At 51.4% G+C, this 20,978-nt stretch carries 19 protein-coding genes; 11 read left to right on the top strand and 8 right to left on the bottom strand.

The window, feature by feature from the left end; all coding sequences use genetic code 11:
* Positions 1-12: 12 nt before the first annotated feature.
* Positions 13-933: a zinc ABC transporter substrate-binding protein ZnuA gene (gene znuA / locus SC206_RS20935; RefSeq protein ID WP_332740475.1), complete on the bottom strand. Its 921-nt coding sequence runs from the start codon at positions 931-933 to the stop codon at positions 13-15.
* A gap of 152 nt (positions 934-1,085) precedes the next feature.
* On the opposite strand from znuA, the gene znuC reads away from it, so the two are divergent.
* Complete coding sequence (znuC, locus tag SC206_RS20930; protein ID WP_332740473.1) at positions 1,086-1,844, top strand: zinc ABC transporter ATP-binding protein ZnuC; 759 nt, start codon at positions 1,086-1,088, stop codon at positions 1,842-1,844.
* The gene (znuB, locus tag SC206_RS20925) at positions 1,841-2,626 is read left to right on the top strand and encodes a zinc ABC transporter permease subunit ZnuB (protein WP_332740471.1); all 786 of its coding nucleotides are present in this window, start codon (positions 1,841-1,843) and stop codon (positions 2,624-2,626) included. The genes znuC and znuB overlap by 4 nt, the downstream gene beginning before the upstream one ends.
* Before the next feature lie 867 nt (positions 2,627-3,493).
* On the opposite strand, the gene ruvB is transcribed toward znuB, so the two are convergent.
* From ruvB to aspS, 6 genes are all read right to left on the bottom strand, one after another.
* Positions 3,494-4,498 (bottom strand): Holliday junction branch migration DNA helicase RuvB, encoded by a 1,005-nt coding sequence (ruvB, locus tag SC206_RS20920; RefSeq protein ID WP_332740469.1) that lies wholly within the window; start codon positions 4,496-4,498, stop codon positions 3,494-3,496.
* A gap of 8 nt (positions 4,499-4,506) precedes the next feature.
* Positions 4,507-5,121, bottom strand: coding sequence for a Holliday junction branch migration protein RuvA (gene ruvA, locus SC206_RS20915; RefSeq protein WP_332740467.1), 615 nt, complete (start codon positions 5,119-5,121; stop codon positions 4,507-4,509).
* 104 nt (positions 5,122-5,225) lie between these two features.
* Positions 5,226-5,747 (bottom strand): crossover junction endodeoxyribonuclease RuvC, encoded by a 522-nt coding sequence (gene ruvC, locus SC206_RS20910; protein ID WP_332740465.1) that lies wholly within the window; start codon positions 5,745-5,747, stop codon positions 5,226-5,228.
* A gap of 177 nt (positions 5,748-5,924) precedes the next feature.
* Positions 5,925-6,668, bottom strand: coding sequence for a YebC/PmpR family DNA-binding transcriptional regulator (locus SC206_RS20905; protein WP_332740463.1), 744 nt, complete (start codon positions 6,666-6,668; stop codon positions 5,925-5,927).
* A gap of 92 nt (positions 6,669-6,760) precedes the next feature.
* Positions 6,761-7,198: a dihydroneopterin triphosphate diphosphatase gene (gene nudB, locus SC206_RS20900; protein WP_332740461.1), complete on the bottom strand. Its 438-nt coding sequence runs from the start codon at positions 7,196-7,198 to the stop codon at positions 6,761-6,763.
* Positions 7,198-8,991, bottom strand: a complete 1,794-nt coding sequence (aspS, locus tag SC206_RS20895; protein ID WP_332740458.1) for an aspartate--tRNA ligase — start codon at positions 8,989-8,991, stop codon at positions 7,198-7,200. The genes nudB and aspS overlap by 1 nt, the downstream gene beginning before the upstream one ends.
* Positions 8,992-9,401: 410 nt before the next feature.
* Between aspS and SC206_RS20890 the strand changes: the two genes are divergently transcribed.
* The 6 genes from SC206_RS20890 (at position 9,402) to SC206_RS20865 (ending at position 15,202) form a co-directional block, all read left to right on the top strand.
* Positions 9,402-9,992 carry a hydrolase gene (locus tag SC206_RS20890; protein ID WP_332740456.1) on the top strand — a complete coding sequence of 197 codons (591 nt, stop codon included), beginning with the start codon at positions 9,402-9,404 and terminating at the stop codon, positions 9,990-9,992.
* Between the two features lie 128 nt (positions 9,993-10,120).
* Positions 10,121-10,945 carry a DUF72 domain-containing protein gene (locus tag SC206_RS20885; protein ID WP_332740454.1) on the top strand — a complete coding sequence of 275 codons (825 nt, stop codon included), beginning with the start codon at positions 10,121-10,123 and terminating at the stop codon, positions 10,943-10,945.
* 128 nt (positions 10,946-11,073) lie between these two features.
* Positions 11,074-11,817, top strand: a complete 744-nt coding sequence (gene cmoA / locus SC206_RS20880) for a carboxy-S-adenosyl-L-methionine synthase CmoA (RefSeq protein ID WP_332740452.1) — start codon at positions 11,074-11,076, stop codon at positions 11,815-11,817.
* Complete coding sequence (gene cmoB, locus SC206_RS20875) at positions 11,814-12,785, top strand: tRNA 5-methoxyuridine(34)/uridine 5-oxyacetic acid(34) synthase CmoB (protein WP_332740450.1); 972 nt, start codon at positions 11,814-11,816, stop codon at positions 12,783-12,785. Before cmoA ends, cmoB begins: the two co-directional genes overlap by 4 nt.
* A gap of 635 nt (positions 12,786-13,420) precedes the next feature.
* Positions 13,421-14,860 carry a PhoPQ-activated pathogenicity-related family protein gene (locus SC206_RS20870; protein ID WP_332740448.1) on the top strand — a complete coding sequence of 480 codons (1,440 nt, stop codon included), beginning with the start codon at positions 13,421-13,423 and terminating at the stop codon, positions 14,858-14,860.
* Positions 14,861-14,953: 93 nt separating this feature from the next.
* Positions 14,954-15,202, top strand: a complete 249-nt coding sequence (locus SC206_RS20865; protein WP_332740446.1) for a CsbD family protein — start codon at positions 14,954-14,956, stop codon at positions 15,200-15,202.
* A gap of 167 nt (positions 15,203-15,369) precedes the next feature.
* Here the strand turns inward: SC206_RS20865 and SC206_RS20860 are convergent, their stop codons facing one another.
* Positions 15,370-16,476, bottom strand: coding sequence for a LacI family DNA-binding transcriptional regulator (locus SC206_RS20860; protein WP_332740444.1), 1,107 nt, complete (start codon positions 16,474-16,476; stop codon positions 15,370-15,372).
* Positions 16,477-16,858: 382 nt separating this feature from the next.
* Between SC206_RS20860 and SC206_RS20855 the strand changes: the two genes are divergently transcribed.
* The 3 genes from SC206_RS20855 to SC206_RS20845 all read left to right on the top strand — a co-directional run bounded on the left by SC206_RS20855 (position 16,859) and on the right by SC206_RS20845 (position 20,635).
* A complete protein-coding gene (locus SC206_RS20855) occupies positions 16,859-17,407 on the top strand; it encodes a sugar dehydrogenase complex small subunit (RefSeq protein WP_332740442.1) in 549 nt (182 codons plus the stop codon).
* A 188-nt stretch (positions 17,408-17,595) separates the two neighbouring features.
* Positions 17,596-19,188 carry a GMC family oxidoreductase gene (locus SC206_RS20850; RefSeq protein ID WP_332740440.1) on the top strand — a complete coding sequence of 531 codons (1,593 nt, stop codon included), beginning with the start codon at positions 17,596-17,598 and terminating at the stop codon, positions 19,186-19,188.
* A gap of 1 nt (position 19,189) precedes the next feature.
* A complete protein-coding gene (locus SC206_RS20845; protein WP_332740439.1) occupies positions 19,190-20,635 on the top strand; it encodes a cytochrome c in 1,446 nt (481 codons plus the stop codon).
* The last annotated feature ends 343 nt before the right edge of the window (positions 20,636-20,978 follow it).

The following is a 20,978-nucleotide window of genomic DNA, read 5'->3' as shown; positions in this document are numbered from 1 at the left end:
TGTCCTTATGGCTTACTTCAGGCAGCTCACGTACTGTGCGGTCAGATGTGACAGGAAGTTCACATAGCTGTCCCGGGACAGTGCGATGGCGCTCCCCAGCGGATCCAATGTGCCCATACGCACTGTTGTTCCCTGGGCAACGGCATTAATTACGGCCGGCCTGAACTGTGGCTCAGCAAAAACGCATTCCGCTTTTTGCTCAACCAGCTGTGTTCGAATTTGATGTAGTCGCTGTGCTCCAGGTTGGATTTCAGGATTTACAGTGAAGTGGCCCAATGGCGACAACCCGTAATGTTTTTCGAAGTAGCCGTAGGCATCATGAAAAACAAAATATCCCTTCCCCTGAACAGGTTGCAGCATCTTACCAAGCTTTGTGTCAGTTTGTGTCAATTCCTCTTCAAATTGACGCAGGTTGGCGTCTAGTTGGTCTTTCTTCTGCGGCATTAGTTCCAATAATTTTGCATGAATTGCGATCGCCGCCAGTTTCGCAATCTCAGGCGACAGCCACAGGTGCATATTGTACTGGCCGTGATGATGCTCGCTGGCGCCTTCGTGCGCGTGGTCGTCATCGTCGTTACCTGTTAACAACAGCGGCGCAACGCCCGGCAGCGCAGAAATATTGACTACTCGATTTGGCGGCAGCTGCGCCACCGACTTAGCCATGAAAGCTTCCATATCCGGCCCGACCCACACCAGCAAATCGGCGCTGCGCATCTTTTGTAAATCAGACGGACGCAGCGCGTAATCGTGCGGCGATGCGCCGTCGGGTAACAGGACGTCGGTCGGCGTGACGTTATCGGCGATGGCGGCGGCAATAAAGCCCAACGGACGCAAAGAAGCGAGCACGGCAGCCTGTGCCGAGGAGAACATGCTGGCGGTTAATAGCGTGGCGGCCGCAACATTGCGCAGCAGAATCGTTTTATTCTTTTTCATAAATGGCTTAATCATTTTTATCGTTCTCGAGCCTGGCGTTAAATTGACGAATTAAACACACACTAAAAGAAAGTTTTTAGCGCTGATTCATGGTTATTTGAACCAAAACGCAATATTATAACATTCGAATTGTTCTGCAAGACGTAACTGCCATGTCCACTCTCGCTACACTGAAAAATATTTCTGTCACTTATGGCTCGCGCCGCGTGCTGTCTGACGTTTCGCTTTCGCTGCAAGCCGGTAAAATTCTGACTTTGCTGGGGCCGAACGGCGCCGGAAAATCTACGCTGGTGCGCGTTGTTTTAGGCTTGATTGCGCCCAGCAGCGGATCGCTGTCTAAAATTCCTGACCTCAAAATCGGTTATGTTCCCCAGAAACTGCATCTGGATACCACGCTGCCGCTGACGGTTTCTCGTTTTATGCGCCTTAAACCTGGCGTTAAACGTGGTGACATCTTACCTGCGCTGAAACGCGTGCAGGCGGCGCACCTTATCGATCAGCCGATGCAAAAATTGTCTGGCGGCGAGAATCAGCGCGTGCTGCTTGCCCGCGCGTTGTTAAATTCGCCGCAACTGCTTGTACTCGATGAACCCACTCAAGGGGTTGATGTTAACGGGCAGGTCGCGCTTTATGATCTCATCGACAAACTCCGCTGCGAGCTGGGCTGCGCGGTGATGATGGTGTCGCACGATTTACATTTAGTGATGGCAAAAACTGACGAGGTGCTGTGTCTAAACCAGCATATTTGCTGTTCCGGCTCGCCAGAAGTGGTGTCGACGCATCCGGAGTTCATCGCCATGTTTGGCAATCGCGGTGCCGAACAGTTGGCGATTTATCGTCACCATCATAATCATCGTCATGATTTACAAGGAAGAATCGTTTTGCGTAATACCGGAGGTCGCGACGCATGATTGAGCTGTTATTACCCGGCTGGCTAGCTGGAATTCTACTGGCTGGCGCGGCGGGTCCGCTTGGCTCGTTTGTCGTTTGGCGACGGATGTCCTATTTTGGCGACACGCTCGCCCACGCCTCTTTACTCGGCGTGGCCTTTGGTTTACTGCTAAACGTTAACCCGTTTTATGCCGTCATCGCCGTAACCTTGCTACTCGCGCTGCTTTTAGTGGTTCTGGAGCGCAAACCGCATCTTGCCGTGGATACTTTGCTTGGCATTATGGCGCACAGCGCGCTGTCGCTGGGTCTTGTCGTCGTGAGTTTGATGTCTGGCGTACGGGTCGATTTAATGGCCTATCTGTTCGGCGATTTGCTGTCGGTGACCTTGAGCGACATCTGGATGATTGGTTCTGGTGTAGCGATTGTGATTGGCGTGTTGTGTTGGCAGTGGCGTAATTTGCTGTCGATGACAGTAAGCCCCGAGCTGGCGCACGTTGACGGCGTCAACCTCGAGCGCTCACGGATTGTTTTGATGCTGGTTACGGCTTTGACCATTGGCTTGGCGATGAAATTTGTTGGCGCGCTGATCATCACCTCTTTACTGATCATTCCCGCCGCTACCGCCCGTCGATTCGCCAAAACCCCCGAGCAGATGGCAGCAATCGCCGTGTTGATCGGCATGATAGCGGTGAGTGGCGGCCTGTGCTTGTCAGCGTTTTACGACACGCCAGCAGGTCCATCAGTTGTGCTGTGTGCGGCGGCGCTTTTTGTTTTAAGTACTTTTAAAAAACAAATTTCTTAACTTTAACTTTAAAGTTCAACAGCATGCGCTTCGCTTACTGGGCTCGCTGAGGCTAAACCGAGCCTTAGCGGTTTTTTAAATTCAAGTTCATTCGCTTCGCTCAATGGGCGGCGGCCCATACCGCTCAAAGGGCCGCAGTCGCTCGGCCCTTTGAAATCCCAAGCTTTTTTTCCACAGCTGCAACTTGAGAACTGAAAAAGGGAGATCTTTCCAGTGACTCCAATGTATGGCGTAGGTCGTGCCGCTCTGCGGTTCCTTCACTCCGGTCGGGAGCCAAAAACGTCTCCCTCCACTCCGCTCAGCACTGCCCTGATCCCGCCAATCACAGCTTAAAAAGAAAAACCGATAACTCTTAGGCGGTCAAAATCCGATCACTCAACCATTTAAATTATTTTGTAAAAAAGATCGGTTCTTGACCGCAGAAAAGTATCCGCCTTTTTCAACTTCTTGATTTTTATGTCTGAGTGATCGGCCCTTGACCGCCCAAGAGTATCCGCCCTTTCTTTAAGGGCTGTAATTGGCGGGATCGGGGCGGCGCTGAATGGAGTGATTTGAGACGTGTTTGGCTCAAATCCGTAATGAGGGAACGGCGAAGCTGCGCGACCTACGCCACGCGCGGAGGCTTCTGGAAAGATCTACGAATTTAGTCCTCAAGTTGCAACTTTGGAAAAAAAGCGCGGGATTCTCAAGGGTGTTCGCTTAGGAACATCCTTGAGGCGGTCTGCGCCGCCGCGCAGTAAGCGGAGCGCATGCAGTCGAACTTGAACTTGAACTTAAAGGCTAGATCCTAATCCCTTAGAAAATTGCCCTTAGATTCCAAATCTAATTAAAACGCTTTTGACCTAAGCCGAACGCCAGTTCAGAAACCTATTCAGGTTTGACTAGGCCAAAGTGCTTATACGCATGGTTTGTCGCCATACGACCCCTCGGCGTTCGCTGAATGAACCCCTGCTGGATCAGGAAAGGCTCTATCACATCTTCGATAGTTTCGCGCTCTTCACCAATCGCGGCAGCGAGGTTATCAAGACCTACTGGCCCGCCGGTGAATTTATCGATGATCGCCAGCAGCAGCTTGCGGTCCATGTAGTCAAAACCTTCGGCGTCGACGTCAAGCATGTCCAGCGCGCCGTTAGCCACGTCGCCGTTGATCGTGCCGTCACCTTTAACTTCGGCGAAGTCACGCACGCGGCGAAGAAGACGGTTGGCGATTCGCGGCGTACCGCGCGAACGACGGGCGATTTGGTGCGCGCCCTCCTCCGACAACTCAAGGCCAAGGCAGTTGGCGCTGCGACCCACGATGTGCTGCAAATCGGCAACCTGATAAAATTCCAGACGCTGCACAATGCCAAAACGGTCACGTAGCGGCGACGTTAACGAGCCTGCACGCGTGGTCGCGCCTACCAGCGTAAAAGGAGGCAGATCGATTTTAATTGAACGCGCGGCAGGACCTTCGCCAATCATGATATCCAGCTGATAATCTTCCATCGCGGGATACAATACCTCTTCCACTACGGGCGAAAGACGGTGGATTTCATCGATAAACAGCACGTCGTGAGGTTCGAGGTTAGTCAGCATCGCCGCCAAATCACCGGCTTTTTCAAGCACGGGGCCGGACGTAGTGCGCAGATTCACGCCCATCTCGTTGGCGACAATGTTCGCCAGCGTGGTTTTACCGAGGCCGGGCGGGCCGAAAATCAGCAGGTGATCCAGCGCGTCGCCACGCTGCTTGGCCGCCTGAATAAAGATTTCCATCTGCGAGCGCACGTGCGGCTGACCGACATACTCGGACAGCATTTTCGGGCGGATCGCTCTGTCGATAATCTCTTCTTCGTTCACCACGCCAGCGGAAATAAGACGGTCAGCTTCTATCATCTATAACCTCACAGAGCCGCGCGCAGCGCTTCTCTAATCAATGTTTCGCACTCTGCGCCCGGTTTGGCAATCTTGCTTATCATGCGGCTCGCCTCAGGCGGTTTGTAGCCGAGAGAGATAAGCGCCGCCACAGCTTCGGCTTCAGCGTCGGACTCTTTAGCTTTCGACGCGGAAGCAGGCAGTGAAATATCGGTAGGATTATTAAACAGATCGCCGTTCAGCCCTTTAAAGCGGTCTTTCATTTCGACCACCAACCGCTCGGCCGTTTTCTTGCCGACACCCGGCAGCTTGATAAGCGTAGTGACTTCTTCTTTTTCGACTGCGCTGACAAACTGCTGCGCCGACATGCCCGAAAGGATCGCCAGCGCCAGCTTTGGACCGACGCCGTTAACTTTAATCAGCTCGCGAAACAGCGCGCGCTCCTGCTTGTCGTTGAAGCCGTACAGCAGCTGCGCATCTTCACGAACAATAAACTGTGTGAAAACAACCGCTTCCTGACCAAGCTCAGGCAGTTCATAGAAACAGGTCATCGGCATATGTACTTCATAGCCTACGCCGTTGGTTTCAAGCAGCACTAACGGGGGCTGTTTTTCGAGAATAACGCCTCTGAGACGACCTATCACATTTACCTTCCTTTGCGGATTGACCCCGTAAGCCGCGCTGACGAGGTCGCTAAAATTTTATCGTTTATATCATAAAAAAGAGCTGGATAGATATCCAGCCTTAATTATCGCATGCGCCCACGCGTTAACTGCAACTTATCGGTGCTTAAACGGATCGCATTTTGGCTGACGTGGCAGTGCGTAATCGCGATAGCCAGGGCGTCGGCGGCGTCGGCCTGCGGATTGGCAGGCAGTTTGAGTAACGTGCGCACCATGTGCTGCACCTGACTTTTCTCGGCCGCGCCGGTGCCGACCACCGTTTGTTTAACCTGTCGCGCCGCGTATTCAAATACCGGCAAATCCTGATTCACCGCCGCCACAATCGCCGCGCCGCGTGCCTGTCCGAGCTTCAGCGCGGAGTCAGGGTTTTTCGCCATGAACACGGATTCGATAGCAAAAAAATCGGGCTGAAATTGGGTGATGATTTCGGTAACGCCCGCATAAATTAGCTTAAGACGGCCAGGCATGTCTGTGACTACCGTGCGAATACAGCCGCTGCCGAGATACGTGAGTTGTCTACCCTGCTGACGAATAATGCCATAGCCGGTAATGCGTGAACCGGGGTCGATCCCCAGAATGATAGCCATAGCGTGTTGCACCTTTTCTTTGTCAGGCTGACTTGATAAAAAACCGTTTCATAAAATGAAGTGCCGAACATGCTGGCAAGTTTGTCCTGATTAGCGCGAAAAGACAAACCGGACTGAGGGAGTCCGTAAAGCCAGCCGGAAAACGCGAGCGCGTCGCGCCTCCGGCTGAGAGGAGAATTACAGCGTTTCTGCAATCTCATCGGAGATTTCACCGTTGTGGTAAACCTCCTGCACGTCATCACAGTCTTCCAGCATGTCGATCAAACGCAGCAGCTTAGGCGCGGTGTCGGCATCCATGTCGGCCTTGGTTGACGGGATCATGGTGACTTCAGCCTGATCGGCCTTGAAACCGGCCGCTTCGAGCGCGTCTTTAACATCGCCCAGACTTTCCCACGCGGTGTAAACGTCAATTGCGCCGTCGTCGTAGGTTTGTACGTCGTCGGCACCGGCTTCAAGCGCGGCTTCCATGATGACGTCTTCGTCCTGACCCGGTGCAAAGGTGATCACGCCGGTTTTGGTAAACAGGTAGGCAACGGAGCCGTCAGTCCCCAGATTACCGCCTGTTTTGGTGAAGGCGTGACGCACTTCTGCAACGGTACGGTTACGGTTGTCGCTCAGACATTCAACCATGACCGCCGTGCCGCCCGGGCCGTAACCTTCATAGATGATGGTTTCCATGTTGGTATCATCATCGCCGCCCACGCCGCGCGCGATCGCACGGTTCAGCGTGTCGCGGGTCATGTTGTTGCTCAGAGCCTTGTCGATAGCCGCACGCAGACGCGGGTTGGCACCCGGATCGCCGCCGCCCAGCTTCGCCGCCGTTACCAGCTCGCGAATAATTTTGGTGAAAATTTTACCGCGTTTAGAGTCTTGTGCTGCTTTGCGGTGTTTGGTATTGGCCCACTTACTGTGACCTGCCATAAAAAATCTCCATAAGCCTTAATCAGGCTGAATGCATTTTTAGATAATCAACGGTCTGGCCCTGACCTTACTGCAAAGGCGCCGATGCCGACCTAATAAATAACAAACTCTTCTATCGCCTGCTGATTGCTCGGGGACTTGGTAAACGCGGCGGCTGCCGGTTTGTCGAGCCACTGATACGCCAGATGTTCAGTCAGGATAATCTCTCGCTCCTCCGGCAGCGCCAGGCAGAACCAGTGCTCTTTATTCCACGAGACACCGGGGGCATAGCGATAGCGCAGGTGCGCAAACAGTTCAAACTCGACGCAGCGCTGGCAGTCCTGTAAATGCAGGTTTTCGCCGGCAATATCAATGCCGACCTCTTCCATGACTTCGCGCTGCGCGGTTTGCGCGGGTGACTCACCGTCTTCCAGACTGCCGGTTACGGACTGCCAGAATTCCGTGTCGTCACGCCGCTGGAGCATCAGCACCCTGCCGCTGTTTCTGGCGTAGATGACAACCAGTATCGACTCGGGACGCTTATAGCTCATTAGTTATTCTCTGCGTCTGCATCAGGCGTCGCTTTTTTGGCGATCACGCTGATACCCAGCTCCACCAGCGAGGCCGGATTGGCGAAGTTTGGCGCTTCGGTCATCAGACAGGCGGCAGCGGTGGTTTTCGGGAACGCGATAACGTCACGGATGTTATCGGTGCCGGTCAACAGCATCACCAGACGATCGAGACCAAACGCCAGACCCGCGTGCGGTGGCGCACCGTATTTCAGCGCGTCGAGCAGGAAGCCGAATTTCTCGCGCTGCTCGTGCTCGGTAATGCCCAGAATGCTGAATACCGCCTGCTGCATTTCGCCACGGTGAATACGCACGGAACCGCCGCCCACTTCGTAACCGTTGATCACCATGTCATAGGCATTGGCGATAGCGGAAGTCGGATTCGACGCCAGCTCTTGCGCAGTCATCTCTTTCGGCGCAGTAAACGGGTGGTGCATCGCGGTCAGGCCGCCTTCGTCGGTGTCTTCAAACATTGGGAAGTCGATAACCCACAGCGGCGCCCACGCTTTTTCGTCGGTGATTTTCAGGTCGCGACCCAGCTTCAGACGCAGCGCGCCAATCGCATCGGTCACAATCTTGGCACTCGCCGCGCCGAAGAAAATCATGTCGCCGTCTTGCGCCTGTACGCGTTCAATCAGCGCGCTCAGCAGCTCGGCATTCAGGAATTTAGCGACCGGGCTCTGGATGCCTTCCAGACCTTTAGCCACTTCATTGACCTTGATGTAAGCCAGACCTTTAGCGCCATAAATTTCGATGAACTTGGCGTATTCGTCAATCTGCTTGCGGCTCAGCTGAGCTCCGCCCGGCACGCGCAGGGCAGCAACGCGACCTTTAGGGTCATTGGCCGGATCGGCGAAGACTTTGAATTCGATATTTTTGAACAGGTCAGCCACGTCGACCAGCTCCATCGGGTTACGCAAGTCAGGCTTGTCGGAACCAAAACGGCGCATCGCGTCGGCATAGGTCATGCTCGGGAACGTGCCGAGATCGACACCTTTAATGTCGAGCCACAGGTCGCGCGCCAGCTTCTCCATGATTTCACGCACTTGCTCGGCGGTCATGAAAGAAGTTTCAACGTCGATCTGGGTAAATTCAGGCTGACGGTCGGCACGCAAATCTTCATCACGGAAGCATTTAACAATCTGATAGTAACGATCGAAGCCAGACATCATCAGCAGCTGCTTGAAGAGCTGTGGAGACTGCGGCAGCGCGTAGAACTTGCCTTTGTGCACGCGGCTTGGCACCAGATAGTCACGCGCGCCTTCCGGCGTGGCCTTGGTGAGCATCGGCGTTTCGATGTCCAGGAATTCGTTGCTGTCCATGAAACGACGCACGAAGCTGGTGATGCGTGCGCGGGTTTTCAGGCGATTCGCCATGTCCGGACGACGCAGGTCAAGATAGCGGTATTTCAGACGCGCTTCTTCAGAGTTGACCTGATTGGAGTCCAGCGGCAACGGCTCTGAACGGTTGATAATGTTCAACGAGCTGGCAAACACTTCCACTTCGCCGGTGGCCATCTCTTTGTTGAACTGGCTTTCAGGACGTGCGCGAACGGTACCGGTCAACTGCACGCAAAACTCATTACGCAGTTCTGATGCCAATTCGTACGCCGCGCTTTGATCCGGATCGAAAAACACCTGCACGATACCTTCGCGGTCACGCAGATCGATGAAAATCAAACCACCCAGATCGCGACGGCGGTTAATCCAACCACACAGAGTCACTTCCTGGCCAACGTTGGACGAATTTAGCTTGCCACAATATTCAGTACGCATAACGGTATCCCTTTGATCTCACTGCCTGTGAGCATCGGATTAATATGGGTCGAAAAAAGGCGGTCATTATAAAGGAATTTCTCGCACAGGATAAGTGCGAACGCACAGTTGATACGCCTGAAATTCGTCTTGCGCGCTTCTCACACATAATTTAACAAATTTCTCCCCGCCTGCGACGGCGGCTTGGCATAAACTGCATCGATGCTTTTTAGTTAGTCTCCATGCAATTAGCAAAACATTAATTAGCAACGTATTCATTAGCCCTAAGTTAGTAGCCATAAGTTAGTAGCCATAAGTTAGTAGCCATAATTCAGTAGCAATAAAGTAAGTAGCGACCTAAGTAATTGCCATTGAAGGGACGCAGCGCAAGTACGAGGTTAAATTCTCTTCTATTTGATAGGTCTATCACCATGTCTCAGAACAATACATCTCTGCAAATTGATCCTGCAACGACCGCGCTGGTGTTAATCGATCTGCAAAAAGGCATTTTGCCGTTTGCCGGTGGCCCACACACGGCGCAGCAGGTGCTGGATAAAGCCACCGAGCTGAAAACCCGTTTTAGCGCGCTGAATGCGCCCGTATTTATGGTGCGCGTGGGCTGGTCTGCCACCTTCGACGACGCGCTGAAACAGCCTACCGATATTTCCATGGGTGGGGCTAGCCTGCCTGAAGATTGGTGGGAATTCCCGGAGCAGCTTAACGTTACCGACAAAGATTTGCTGGTCATCAAACGCCAGTGGGGCGCGTTCTACGGCACCGACCTCGAGCTGCAGCTGCGTCGTCGCGGCATTAAAACCATCGTGCTGGCCGGTATTTCGACCAACATCGGTGTAGAATCCACGGCCCGTAACGCCTGGGAACTGGGCTTCGAGCTGGTTGTGGCCGAGGATGCATGCAGCGCGCACAACGCCGAGCATCATGGTTCAAGCATCAACTTTATCTTCCCGCGCATTGGCCGCGTTCGTTCAACGGAAGAAGTGCTGGCCGCTCTGCCGCAATAATAAGTTGAAGAAAAGAATTCATTACACTGTCACGCCGCCTTCGGGCGGCGTTTTTATTGGAAAATGCTATACTTTTTAATAGGCTATTAGGCGTAACCGTTTTAAACAGATTGAGAAAAAGAGGCGTCATGTATATCGGACTTCCCCAGTGGCATCACAGCGCGTGGAACAGCATAGGTCTGCACGATCTGGCTGATTACGCACGTTATTTTAACTGCGTCGAGGGAAATACCACCTTTTACGCCTTGCCGAAAGCCGAGGTCGTGCAGCGCTGGCGCGACATGACCCACGACGATTTCCGTTTCTGCTTTAAATTCCCCTCTGCCATCAGCCACAAGGCCGCGCTCCAAAATTGCCAGCACGAGATTGACGCCTTTTATCAATGCCTCGCGCCGCTGGAAAATAGACTCGGACAGCTGTGGTTGCAGCTTCCGGCGACGTTTTCTCCCAATCATCTCGACCGGCTGTGGCATTTTTTAGATGGCCTGCCGAAAGGCTTCGATTACGGCGTAGAAGTCAGACATCAGCTGTTCTTCGAGAAAGGCGAAGAGGAGCGCGCGTTGAATCGTGGCTTGCACGAACGCCAAATTAATAGGGTTCTGCTCGACAGTAGACCCGTGCATCACGCCACCAGCGATACCGTCGCCGTGCTCGACGCCAAACGCAAGAAACCGCAGCTGCCGGTTCACGCGATTACCACCGCCGAACGGCCCATCGTGCGCTTTATCGGCGGCGACGACATAACAGCCAATCAGAAATGGTTTGCGCAGTGGATTAACAAGCTGACCGCCTGGCAGCAGCAGGAAATTTCGCCCTATCTCTTTATTCATTCGCCCGACTGTAGCGACGCGCCGCAGCAGGCGCAGGCGCAGGTGCTGTGGCATATGCTGCGCGATCATCTCACCGACCTGCCGCCGGAACCGGACTGGCCGCAGCAAAATTCACTGTTTTAAATCCCCTCGCCTCGCTGCGCATTTTTTTCGGGTCAGGGGTGGGCGTAATCTGCTAAACTCCGGCCCCATAATGGCAAATCCGCTTTATTTTGCTCCCCTATTTACTCTTTTTGGTCTCATTCAGCACTATGACTAACCAGGATAAACTCTTTTCCGCGCCGATCGACAAGCTTGGCGACTGGACGTTTGATGAACGCGTCGCCGAAGTCTTTCCAGACATGATCCAGCGCTCGATCCCCGGCTATTCCAATATTATTTCAATGATTGGCATGCTGGCGGAACGCTTCGTTAAACCCGACAGCACCGTCTACGACCTTGGCTGTTCGCTGGGTGCCGCCACCCTTTCCATGCGCCGCAACATTAACGTTGCGGGCTGTGAAATCATTGCCGTAGACAACTCGCCCGCCATGGTCGAACGCTGCCGTCGCCACATTGACGCCTTCCGCGCCGATACGCCGGTGACGGTCATCGAAGCCGATATTCTGGACGTCGAGCTGAAAAACGCCTCGATGGTGGTACTGAATTTCACCCTGCAATTTTTAGCGCCTGCCGATCGCCAGCGTTTGTTGAATCAGGTTTATCAGGGCATGCGTCCGGGCGCGGCGCTGGTGTTATCCGAAAAATTCAGCTTCAACGATGCCGACGTAGGCGAATTGCTGTTCAGCATGCATCACGATTTTAAACGCGCCAACGGCTATTCCGAGCTCGAAATCAGCCAGAAACGTTCAATGCTGGAAAACGTCATGCTGACCGATTCGGTCGAAACCCATAAAGCGCGCCTACATGCAGCCGGTTTCGAACATGCAGAAGTCTGGTTCCAATGCTTTAACTTTGGCTCGCTGATTGCCATTAAATCCGGAGATGCGGTGTGATTGAGTTTAGTGATTTTTACCGCGCGATTGCCAAAGGCCCGCTGAGCCTGTGGCTGAATACCCTGCCCTCACAGCTTACGGCGTGGCAGAAAGAGTCGCTGCACGGCAAGTTCAAGATGTGGTTTAACGCCGTCGATCGTCTGCCGTTGCTGCAACCCGAAAAGCTTGATTTGCTGCACGGCGTGACGGCCAATACGCTGTCGCCGCTGCCGAAAGGCCAGCGCGAAGGAATGGAAAATCTGCTGCGCAACCTGATGCCGTGGCGTAAAGGTCCTTTCTCTTTATATGACATCGAGATTGAAACCGAATGGCGTTCGGATTGGAAATGGGACCGAGTCCTGCCGCACATCTCTTCGCTGGCGGGCCGCACCATTCTCGACGTCGGCTGCGGCAGTGGTTATCACATGTGGCGAATGATTGGCGCAGGCGCGCATTTTGCGGTCGGCATCGACCCCATGCAGCTGTTCCTGTGTCAGTTTGAAGCCGTGCGTAAACTGCTCGGTGGCGATCAACGCGCGCACCTGCTGCCTTTAGGCATCGAGCAACTGCCTGAATTAAACGCGTTCGATACTGTATTCTCGATGGGCGTGCTTTATCACCGTCGTTCACCTCTCGACCACCTGTTGCAGCTGAAAAACCAGCTGGTCAGCGGCGGTGAGCTGGTGCTTGAAACCATCGTAATTGAAGGCGATAGCCAGCAGGTACTGGTTCCAGGCGATCGTTATGCGCAGATGAATAATATCTATTTCATCCCGTCCGCCGAGGCGTTAAAAGGTTGGCTGATTAAATGCGGTTTTGTGAATGTGCGTATTGCCGACGTGAGTTTAACCACCACCGATGAACAGCATCGCACTTCATGGATGACCAGCGAATCATTGGCCGAGTTTTTGGACCCTAATGACAGCAGCAAAACGGTGGAAGGTTATCCCGCCCCGCGACGCGCCCTGTTAATTGCCAATAAGCCATAACATTAACCTGTCGCTATTTAAAGCCATTATTTTCCACTATTAGTGTAAATATAACCGATGGCTTTAATAGCTGAAACTAATTAAACCTTGGCAATAAACATTCCTGTCACAACTCTGTAATATTAATTTGCTCCCTAATAGTGATATAGGGAGCAATTAAAATATTGCTAGCCATTATTCTGCTCATTCCTGCTATACCTCAGTTTACAATTTCATCATTGCCTGTTGTAACCTTAGCGTATATCTTACGCCCGATTAAAAACCGCCTGGAAACGTGCGTTTTATCCACGCAATGTTTCATATACCGGCCATATACTTGGCAACGCAAAGGAAGAAAGCAAAAAAGTAGAACAAAATAATTATTCGAAACGTCATTTCATTATCAGCGAATGGCGTTTGATTGTTTGCGAACAAAGAAAAAAGATTTTTTCCCAATGAAATCAAGATTTATCTAATTCGCATAATTCTTATTTTGCACTATCGTAATAATCTGATTCTCCAGAGGCCGACGTAGATCGACCCAAAGATCAGTTAATATAACCACACCAGAGAGAAGATTGACGTCATGCAGGTCAGTAATGCGAGCATCAAGCGTTAACTCTAAAAATAAAAACCCATTCATTAAACAAGGGTGAATGATGAAAAAGCTTAACTTAGTGATCTTGTCACTAATTTTTATTTCCAGCGATTTATTTGCACAGACAGCACCAATTGATAACGTATGTAAAGATGAGAGCGCTATCAAATCCTCAGACGTTATTTCCTGCTATCGCCAACAGTTGGCCGCTCAGCCATTAAAATACTGGTTTATGAGCAATGAAATGTATGGCGATGTCGAAGTTAACCGCTATCAGATGATCTCTCAGAACTGGTCTCCAGCAGGCTTGGTAACGCCTTCCCAGTGGACAGAGAATGTCGCGATCGCTATTCCGCCGCATCCAAAATCGACCCGCGCGCTGATTGCCGTCGACACCAGCGACGCCATTTTGCTTGAAGTTGCCAAAGCCACAAATACCATCGTTATTTCACTGCAAACTATTCCTAGCCGTGATTTGATTTATCAGGACGACGGAAAACCGCGCGTTGAAGATGACAGTATTGCTCGTACCTGGAGATTATTTATGGACGAGCCGGTACAGCGTCAGCAATTACCGTTGCACGTGCCAATGGCGGCGACTATTTCCCAAAGCATTCGTCTTGCTAAGAAAGAGCTTAAGAAATATGACATCAATAAATTTATTGTAACAGGTGCCTCTAAACGTGGCTGGGCAACCTGGCTTGCAGGAATATCCGACCCTAGCGTAGAAGCGATTGTGCCTTTCGTTATTGACGTGCTCGATACGCGTCAGGTCATGCAGAATATGTATCGCTCTTACGGCGGTAATTGGCCGGTGGCTTTTGCGCCGTATTACAATCAGGATATCGATCAGCAGACCAAAAAAGCTGACTTTACCAAATTAATGCAAATCGAAGATCCGTTGTCATATATGGGCACCTCGAGAGAATCTCGATTGGCCATCCCGAAATACATTATTAATGCCAGTGGTGATGATTTCTTCGTACCTGATAACACCCGTTATTATTATGACAAACTGCCGGGTATTAAATCGCTGCGTATTGCGCCAAATACGGGTCACATAGGCATCATCGATTTTACCCAACAGTCGCTGATTAGCTTTATCAATCGCATTCAGGATAATAAGCCTTTACCTCAGGTTACGGCGGCGCCTTATCCTCAGCTTGATAATGGCAAACTCGACGTTAAATTCTCCGAGAAACCGGCGAAAGTGGTGCGTTGGACGGCGACGAATCCGGCGGCACGTGATTTCCGTTTTGCCTGCGGCATTAAATATGAGCCTACCGAATTGACCGTGTCGGCCAACAATGATGTCGATGTGCCATTGGATTACACCGGCCCGGGCTGGCAGGCGAGCTTCGTTGAAGCAACCTTCAGCGACGGCTATGTCGCGACCTCGCAGGTTTACATCACGCCTGATGCTAAATACCCGACCACTGCCCCTGCGGCGATGGCTGACAACGCGGCGTGCACGACTTTACCAGGACGCGGTTTATAGGATCTGTCTGATAAGCCGTATGTTTTCGCGGCTGGGCAAGCAAAGCTTTTTTTCTCTGCTAGGCTTATAAAACTATCAACAAGGAGAGCGCATATGTTTAACCAAGCACAAGACAAAGTAAAAGAAGCCGCCGGTGCCGCACAAGAAGCATTTGGCGATGCAACTAACTCGCCAGATCATTCTGCCAAGGGTGCTGCGAAAAAATATGCTTCTCAGGCTAGCTATGCAGCTAAAGATGCCGTAGCGACCGTGGGCGACCAGGTAAAAGACAATCCGTATGCAGGCGTTGCCGTAGCCGGTGCCGTAGGTATCTTGATTGGCTACCTTATCGGTAGAAAGTAAGCGTTTAAAATTCTCGATTAATGAGAATTGTCGATGAGTGAAAATCGTCGACCCTAGCAAGCCCAAATAAGCCATCGATGAGAATCGGTGGCTTTTTTTTGCTCTCATTCATCTTAAATCGACCGTCTTGAACCGATTGTCTTAAATCGATGGTCTTTAAGGTCGCGCTAAATATTTTCTCTAAATTTTATCTGAAACGAGATAGGTAAAAAACGCACCTCATTACGCACAATATCGAGTTCACGCAAACGCCGATCTTCCAGCGGGTGATCGCTTAACAATGCCACTACCGCCTCACTCAACTCCTTCATATCCTGATAGATAATCACGTCTACCGACTCGTCAATCAGCGCCTGTTCCCAGCCCGGGAAAGGCCCGTGGCAGATAATAGCAATCTGCTCTTTACGTTTACTGTCCGTGACGGCCTGAATAATCCCTTTCACCCCTCCGCACGGCGCATAAATGAGTCCTATATCGCTATTCTCGGCCAGCATGGTGTGAGTCTGATGCTCGGCATGTTGCGCATCTTCTTTAGTATTAAGCGGGCCAATATAGTCGACTGCAACGTTGCGCTCCCTAAAATAGGAACGGAAACTTATCTCGCAACTCTCCTGACACAGAAAACGACTGTTGCCCTGAAAAATAGCCAGTTTTGAGGTTGCGGGCATCAGCCTTTGTGCCACCCACGCGGCACTGCGCCCCGCTTTTCGGTCATCAAGCCCGATATGCGCCCTCTGTCCATTGTTAGATAACGGCGAGAAAAGGGTAAAGATTTTTACCCCTCGTTGCGCAGCGGCCTGTATCGCGAGCCCGATAGTCGGGTCATCGAGAGCCACAATACCCAGAAATTCTACTTCCGAGCTCAAGGTTTCAATCGCAGCGCTCACTTCAGCGAAATCCTGAATATCACATTCAATGATGCGCGGCGCGAAAACCGTTGAAAACTGCCCGGCAAGCAGCTCGGCCAACGGATCGATCAATAGCTGATAAATACTGTTATTGACCGGAGGGAAAATAAAACCGAGGCGCGGCATAGGCGTTAATTCAGCCGCAGGCGGTTTTGTCGCGGTAGACATAGAAGACGAGAGTTTATCAATTTGCGCCGCGCGATAGCCTAATTTGTCTACCGCCGCACGAATCTTCTCTGCCGTTTTTGCTTTTACCGTAGTACGGCCATTCAAAAAACGATCGACGGTTGCCTGCCCCACACCCGCCTCTTTTGCCACATCAATCAGGGTAACGCGGCCTTTCTCATTTTGATGTTTTTTTATCATTTAATATTTATCAGCTCTATTTTTGATGATCTAAAGACATCAAACACTCACTTTAAATGTAAATAAATGTTTATTATTAAAATAACATGTTGATAAATAACACTTTGATTAATTGTTAATGCACTGATTTTATGTGGATATTTTTGATGTGCATCAATAAAATCCAATCATAGTTATTTAACTAATTATTAACTAATCATCAAAAGTGTTAACCAAGCTTTCAATTTTAATGATGTTTTAACATTGACCGTATGCGTCCTCGCAAGCCGTGTACAAAACATTGTTAAGGATTAAAGGCACACACGTGTTTAGCTTTCTCCATTTGAGTTAAGTGAGCATAGCGGTAATCAAATGGAGTAACCACTTGTAAAGGTAAGAAAAAATGAAATTCCCTATTGATCGGGACGCTGAATTCGGGACGCTTTCAACCTCTCGTCGCAGTTTTATTTTACACTCCGTGGCCCTGATCGGCACTTTCTCGGTGATGCCGATCTCCTCCGTCTTCGCTGAAGAAAGTCCAGTAAAAGCCTTAAGCGGCATGCAGCAGCTGGCGCAGTTTCTTACGGCTAAACCTATCGACGCCGCGCTGGCGCAGCGTGCAGGTTCGGCACTGACCATTACGGATGCCAATTTCCCTGCCAACCTTTTAAAGCTGTCTGATTTTATCGCAAAAAACAGCCTCGCCAGCGTAGAGAATTTAAAAACTGCGCCCGGTTTTGAGGGCGACCTCAAAACGACGGCACAGCAAATTATTTCTGCGCTTTATCTGGGCTATGCCGGCGACCCCGTTCAGCTTTCTGCCAAAGATAACGTTCAATTCGTTTCATATACTCAGGCCCTCACCTACCAGCTGACAAAAGCCTACACCCCTATTCCAAGCTATTCGCGATGGGGCACGGGATATTGGGAAAAACTCCCCGCCACGACCTAAGGCTTACGCGTTAACAGATCGCGTTTTTTTACCGCGTTATTTGAGCTCTTTATTTGAGCGGTTCATTTGACCAAATAAGGAGATCTCGTAAAGAGATAAAGCGTCTGCGCCCATAGTTAGGCCAATAACTAAGCCAATAATTAGGCTAATAAGCAAATAATAACTCACTTAAATGTAAGGGATAAACTTTGTCCAAAGAATATGATGCAGATGTCATTGTCGTCGGTTCAGGTGCGTGCGGTTCGAATATGGCCAACGAATTGGCGCTTAAAGGCAAGTCGGTGATTATGCTGGAAGCGGGGCCGAATGTTCCCCGCTCGAAGATTGTCGAGAATTACCGTAATTCAGGCCGTCATTACGATCGTAATAACGCTTATCCTAATAATCCGTGGGCACCCACCAGCAATGAACCCGGTTATATTCAGAACACCGGCGAATTCCGCGAACAACCCGGCATGCTGAAATTGGTTGGCGGCACCACGTGGCACTGGGGCGGCGCAACCTGGCGTTATATTCCCAATGACTTCAAAATGAAATCGTTATACGGCGTTGGTCGCGACTGGCCGATGAGTTATAACGAGCTGGAGCCTTACTATGTCAGAGCGGAATATGCGATAGGCGTATCGGGTTCCGATACCGAAGACCAGTCTGGGCAGAATCCGGGCATGGCCTTTCCGCCGCGCTCCAAACACTATCCGATTGACCCGGAAGCCCCGCTTTATACCACCACTAAATTAAAAGAAGCGCTCATTCCTCATGGGCACAGCGTCGTTCACGAACCTACCGTGCGTATTCATCGCCCTTATGACGGTCGTCCGGGTTGTCAGGGTAATAACAACTGCGATCAGGTTTGCCCTATCGGTACGTTATATAACGGTTCTATTACCGCCGACCGCGCCGTGCGCAACGGGGCCAAGCTGATTAGCGAAGCCGTGGTGCATAAAATAACCAAGGGCGAAGGCGGGAAAATAGAATCGATTAGCTACCTGACACCCGAAGGCAAAGAACATACGTTAACGGCGAAATATTTTGTTCTCGCGGCACACAGTTTTGAAACCGCCAAACTGATGATCATGAACGACATCGGTAATTCCTCAGACATGGTAGGCCGTAATTTAATGGACCATATCGGGCTCAGCGTCGCCTTTTTAGCCGACCAGCCGATGTGGGCCGGTCGCGGTCCGGTTCAGCAAGCCACAATAATGACTTATCGCGACGGCGACTTCCGCTCGAAATATTCCGCCAACAAACACTCGCTCGCCAATAATAACCAGCAGATTGATATTGCCAATCGTGCCATTAAAGAAGGTCTGATGGGCAAAGAGCTCGACGATCGTATTCTTGATTGGTCGTCGCGCTGGATGTTTATCTACAGTTTTCTCGAGCCTTTACCCGATCCGGTCAACCGTATTCAGCCTAATCCCGCGTGGAAAGATAGCCTTGGGCTGCCGGGTATCAAGGTGCATTTTAAAGTCGATGATTATGTCAAAGTCGGCGCTGAACATATGCGCGAGCAGTATCGCGATATCGCGCGCCTGATGAACGGCAAGATTGTCGATATGAGCACCGATTACGAGAATCACGATCACCTGATGGGCACCATGATCATGGGCGAAAACGCCGCTGATTCCGTCGTTAATCACGAGTGCCGCAGTTTTGATCATCCTAATTTATTTATTTCCTCCGTCGGCGTGATCCCGGCCGCAGGCGTTATCAACCCAACGCTGACGGGCATTGCTCTCGCCATCCGCAGCGCCGATATCATTGCGAAGGAGGTGTAAGATGAAAAAGATTACGACGCTTCTTTCACTGTTTATCACCTGCGCCCTGAGTCAGTCCGCACTGGCCGACACCTCGCCAAATGACCTGATCAAAAAGGGTGAATATCTGGCGCAGGCTGGCGACTGCACCGCCTGTCACACGGCGGAAGGAGGCAACGCTTTTGCGGGCGGCTACGTCTTTAAAATGCCGATGGGGTCGATTGTGTCGAGCAATATTACCTCGTCGAAAAAGTACGGGATTGGCAATTGGACGGAGGCGGAATTCGCCAAAGCGGTGCGCCAAGGCGTGCGCCCGGACGGTTCTCAACTCTATCCGGCGATGCCTTACACCTCCTACTCGACAGTCACCGATGAGGATATGCACGCGCTTTACGCCTATTTCCAATCGGTTCCGGCCGTTGAAGATACGCCGCCCGACGAGGGTAAACCGGCGGCCAAAACGCGGCTGCTGTTCCCGTTTAATCTGCCGGGGCTAATGCGGGTGTGGAACTTTATGTTCGTCAGCGACAAGCCTTTTACCCCTTCTCCCGACCTCACGCCCGAGCAGAATCGTGGCAAATATCTGGCCGAAGGTTTGGGACACTGCTCAACCTGCCATACGCCGCGTAACCAGCTGATGGCCGAAGAGAGCAGCCAATTTTTGGCGGGTGCGCCCGTTGATGGCTGGTTGGCGCCAAACATTACCTCTGACAAGATCAGTGGCATTGGTGGCTGGAGTAACGCCGAGCTGGTTTCGTATTTGAAAAATGGCCATGCCGAGGGCAAAGGTCAGGCGGGTGGACCGATGGCCGATGCCGTCGAGCACAGCTTCAGTCATCTTACCGACAGTGATCTCGCCGACATCGCAGCGTATCTGAAAACCGTGCCAGCAAAACAGACGACGGGTGTCACGCAGACGTCATGGTCGGCCAGCCGTGCAGAACCGATCAACTGGACCACCTATGAGCCCGGCACCGGTGCCAATAACGCGGCGGGTTATCGCGAATCGAGCCAGACCGACGGCGCGCTGCTTTATGATTCCAGCTGTGCCGCCTGTCACGGGGCGAACGGTCAGGGTACGGACGACCATACCTTCCCGTCGTTAACCCATAATAGTGCCGTCGGCTCTCACGACCCGGCGAATTTGGTGATGGCGATTGTGGCCGGAATTCATCGCAAAGGCGCGGACGGTGAAGTGTTGATGCCAGCGTTTGGTGAGCAGCAGCAGGACATTCACTCGTGGCTGACTCCAGCGCAAATCGCCGTGGTGGCAAATTACGTGACGCAGGAGTTTGGCCACGGCAACGCCCATCTCACCGAGGCGCAGGTGAATAAAATCACCTCCGGCGAACCCGATTCGCCGTTCCTGATTCGTTACGCCAAGGCATTGGCAATCGTCGGCTTTAGCGTTGCCGCGCTGGTGATTGTGTTGCTGATGGCCTTTTGGATAAGAAAACGACGCCACTAAAAGCCTAAATTTATTCTGAAAAACGCTTTACTTTTGGAGATGTTATTTCGGCTGTGGAATTGGGTGGGATGAAGTAAATCCGCTTCTTTTTTGTAGCCGGTTTTTTATGATTAAAATGCCTGATTGGCTATTTATTGTTCAATCTTGCTTAAGCACCGCGCAGCACCTCTTGGGAGGGTGACCACCCAAGTTATCCCCTGATTTGTCCACAGATAACTTGGATAAGCCTGAAAATCCTTTGTCGAATCTGCCTTGAAGTGAGAAAAGTTTTTTAATAGAGTCAACAGTTAAAACGAAAAAATCCACGGAGCCTGTGCTGCTCTCCGTGGATTTCAGGGCTTTT

Source organism: Rouxiella sp. T17, assembly GCF_036663475.1.
Taxonomy (GTDB): Bacteria; Pseudomonadota; Gammaproteobacteria; order Enterobacterales; family Enterobacteriaceae; genus Rouxiella.
This window is presented reverse-complemented; position numbering and strand designations above follow the sequence as displayed.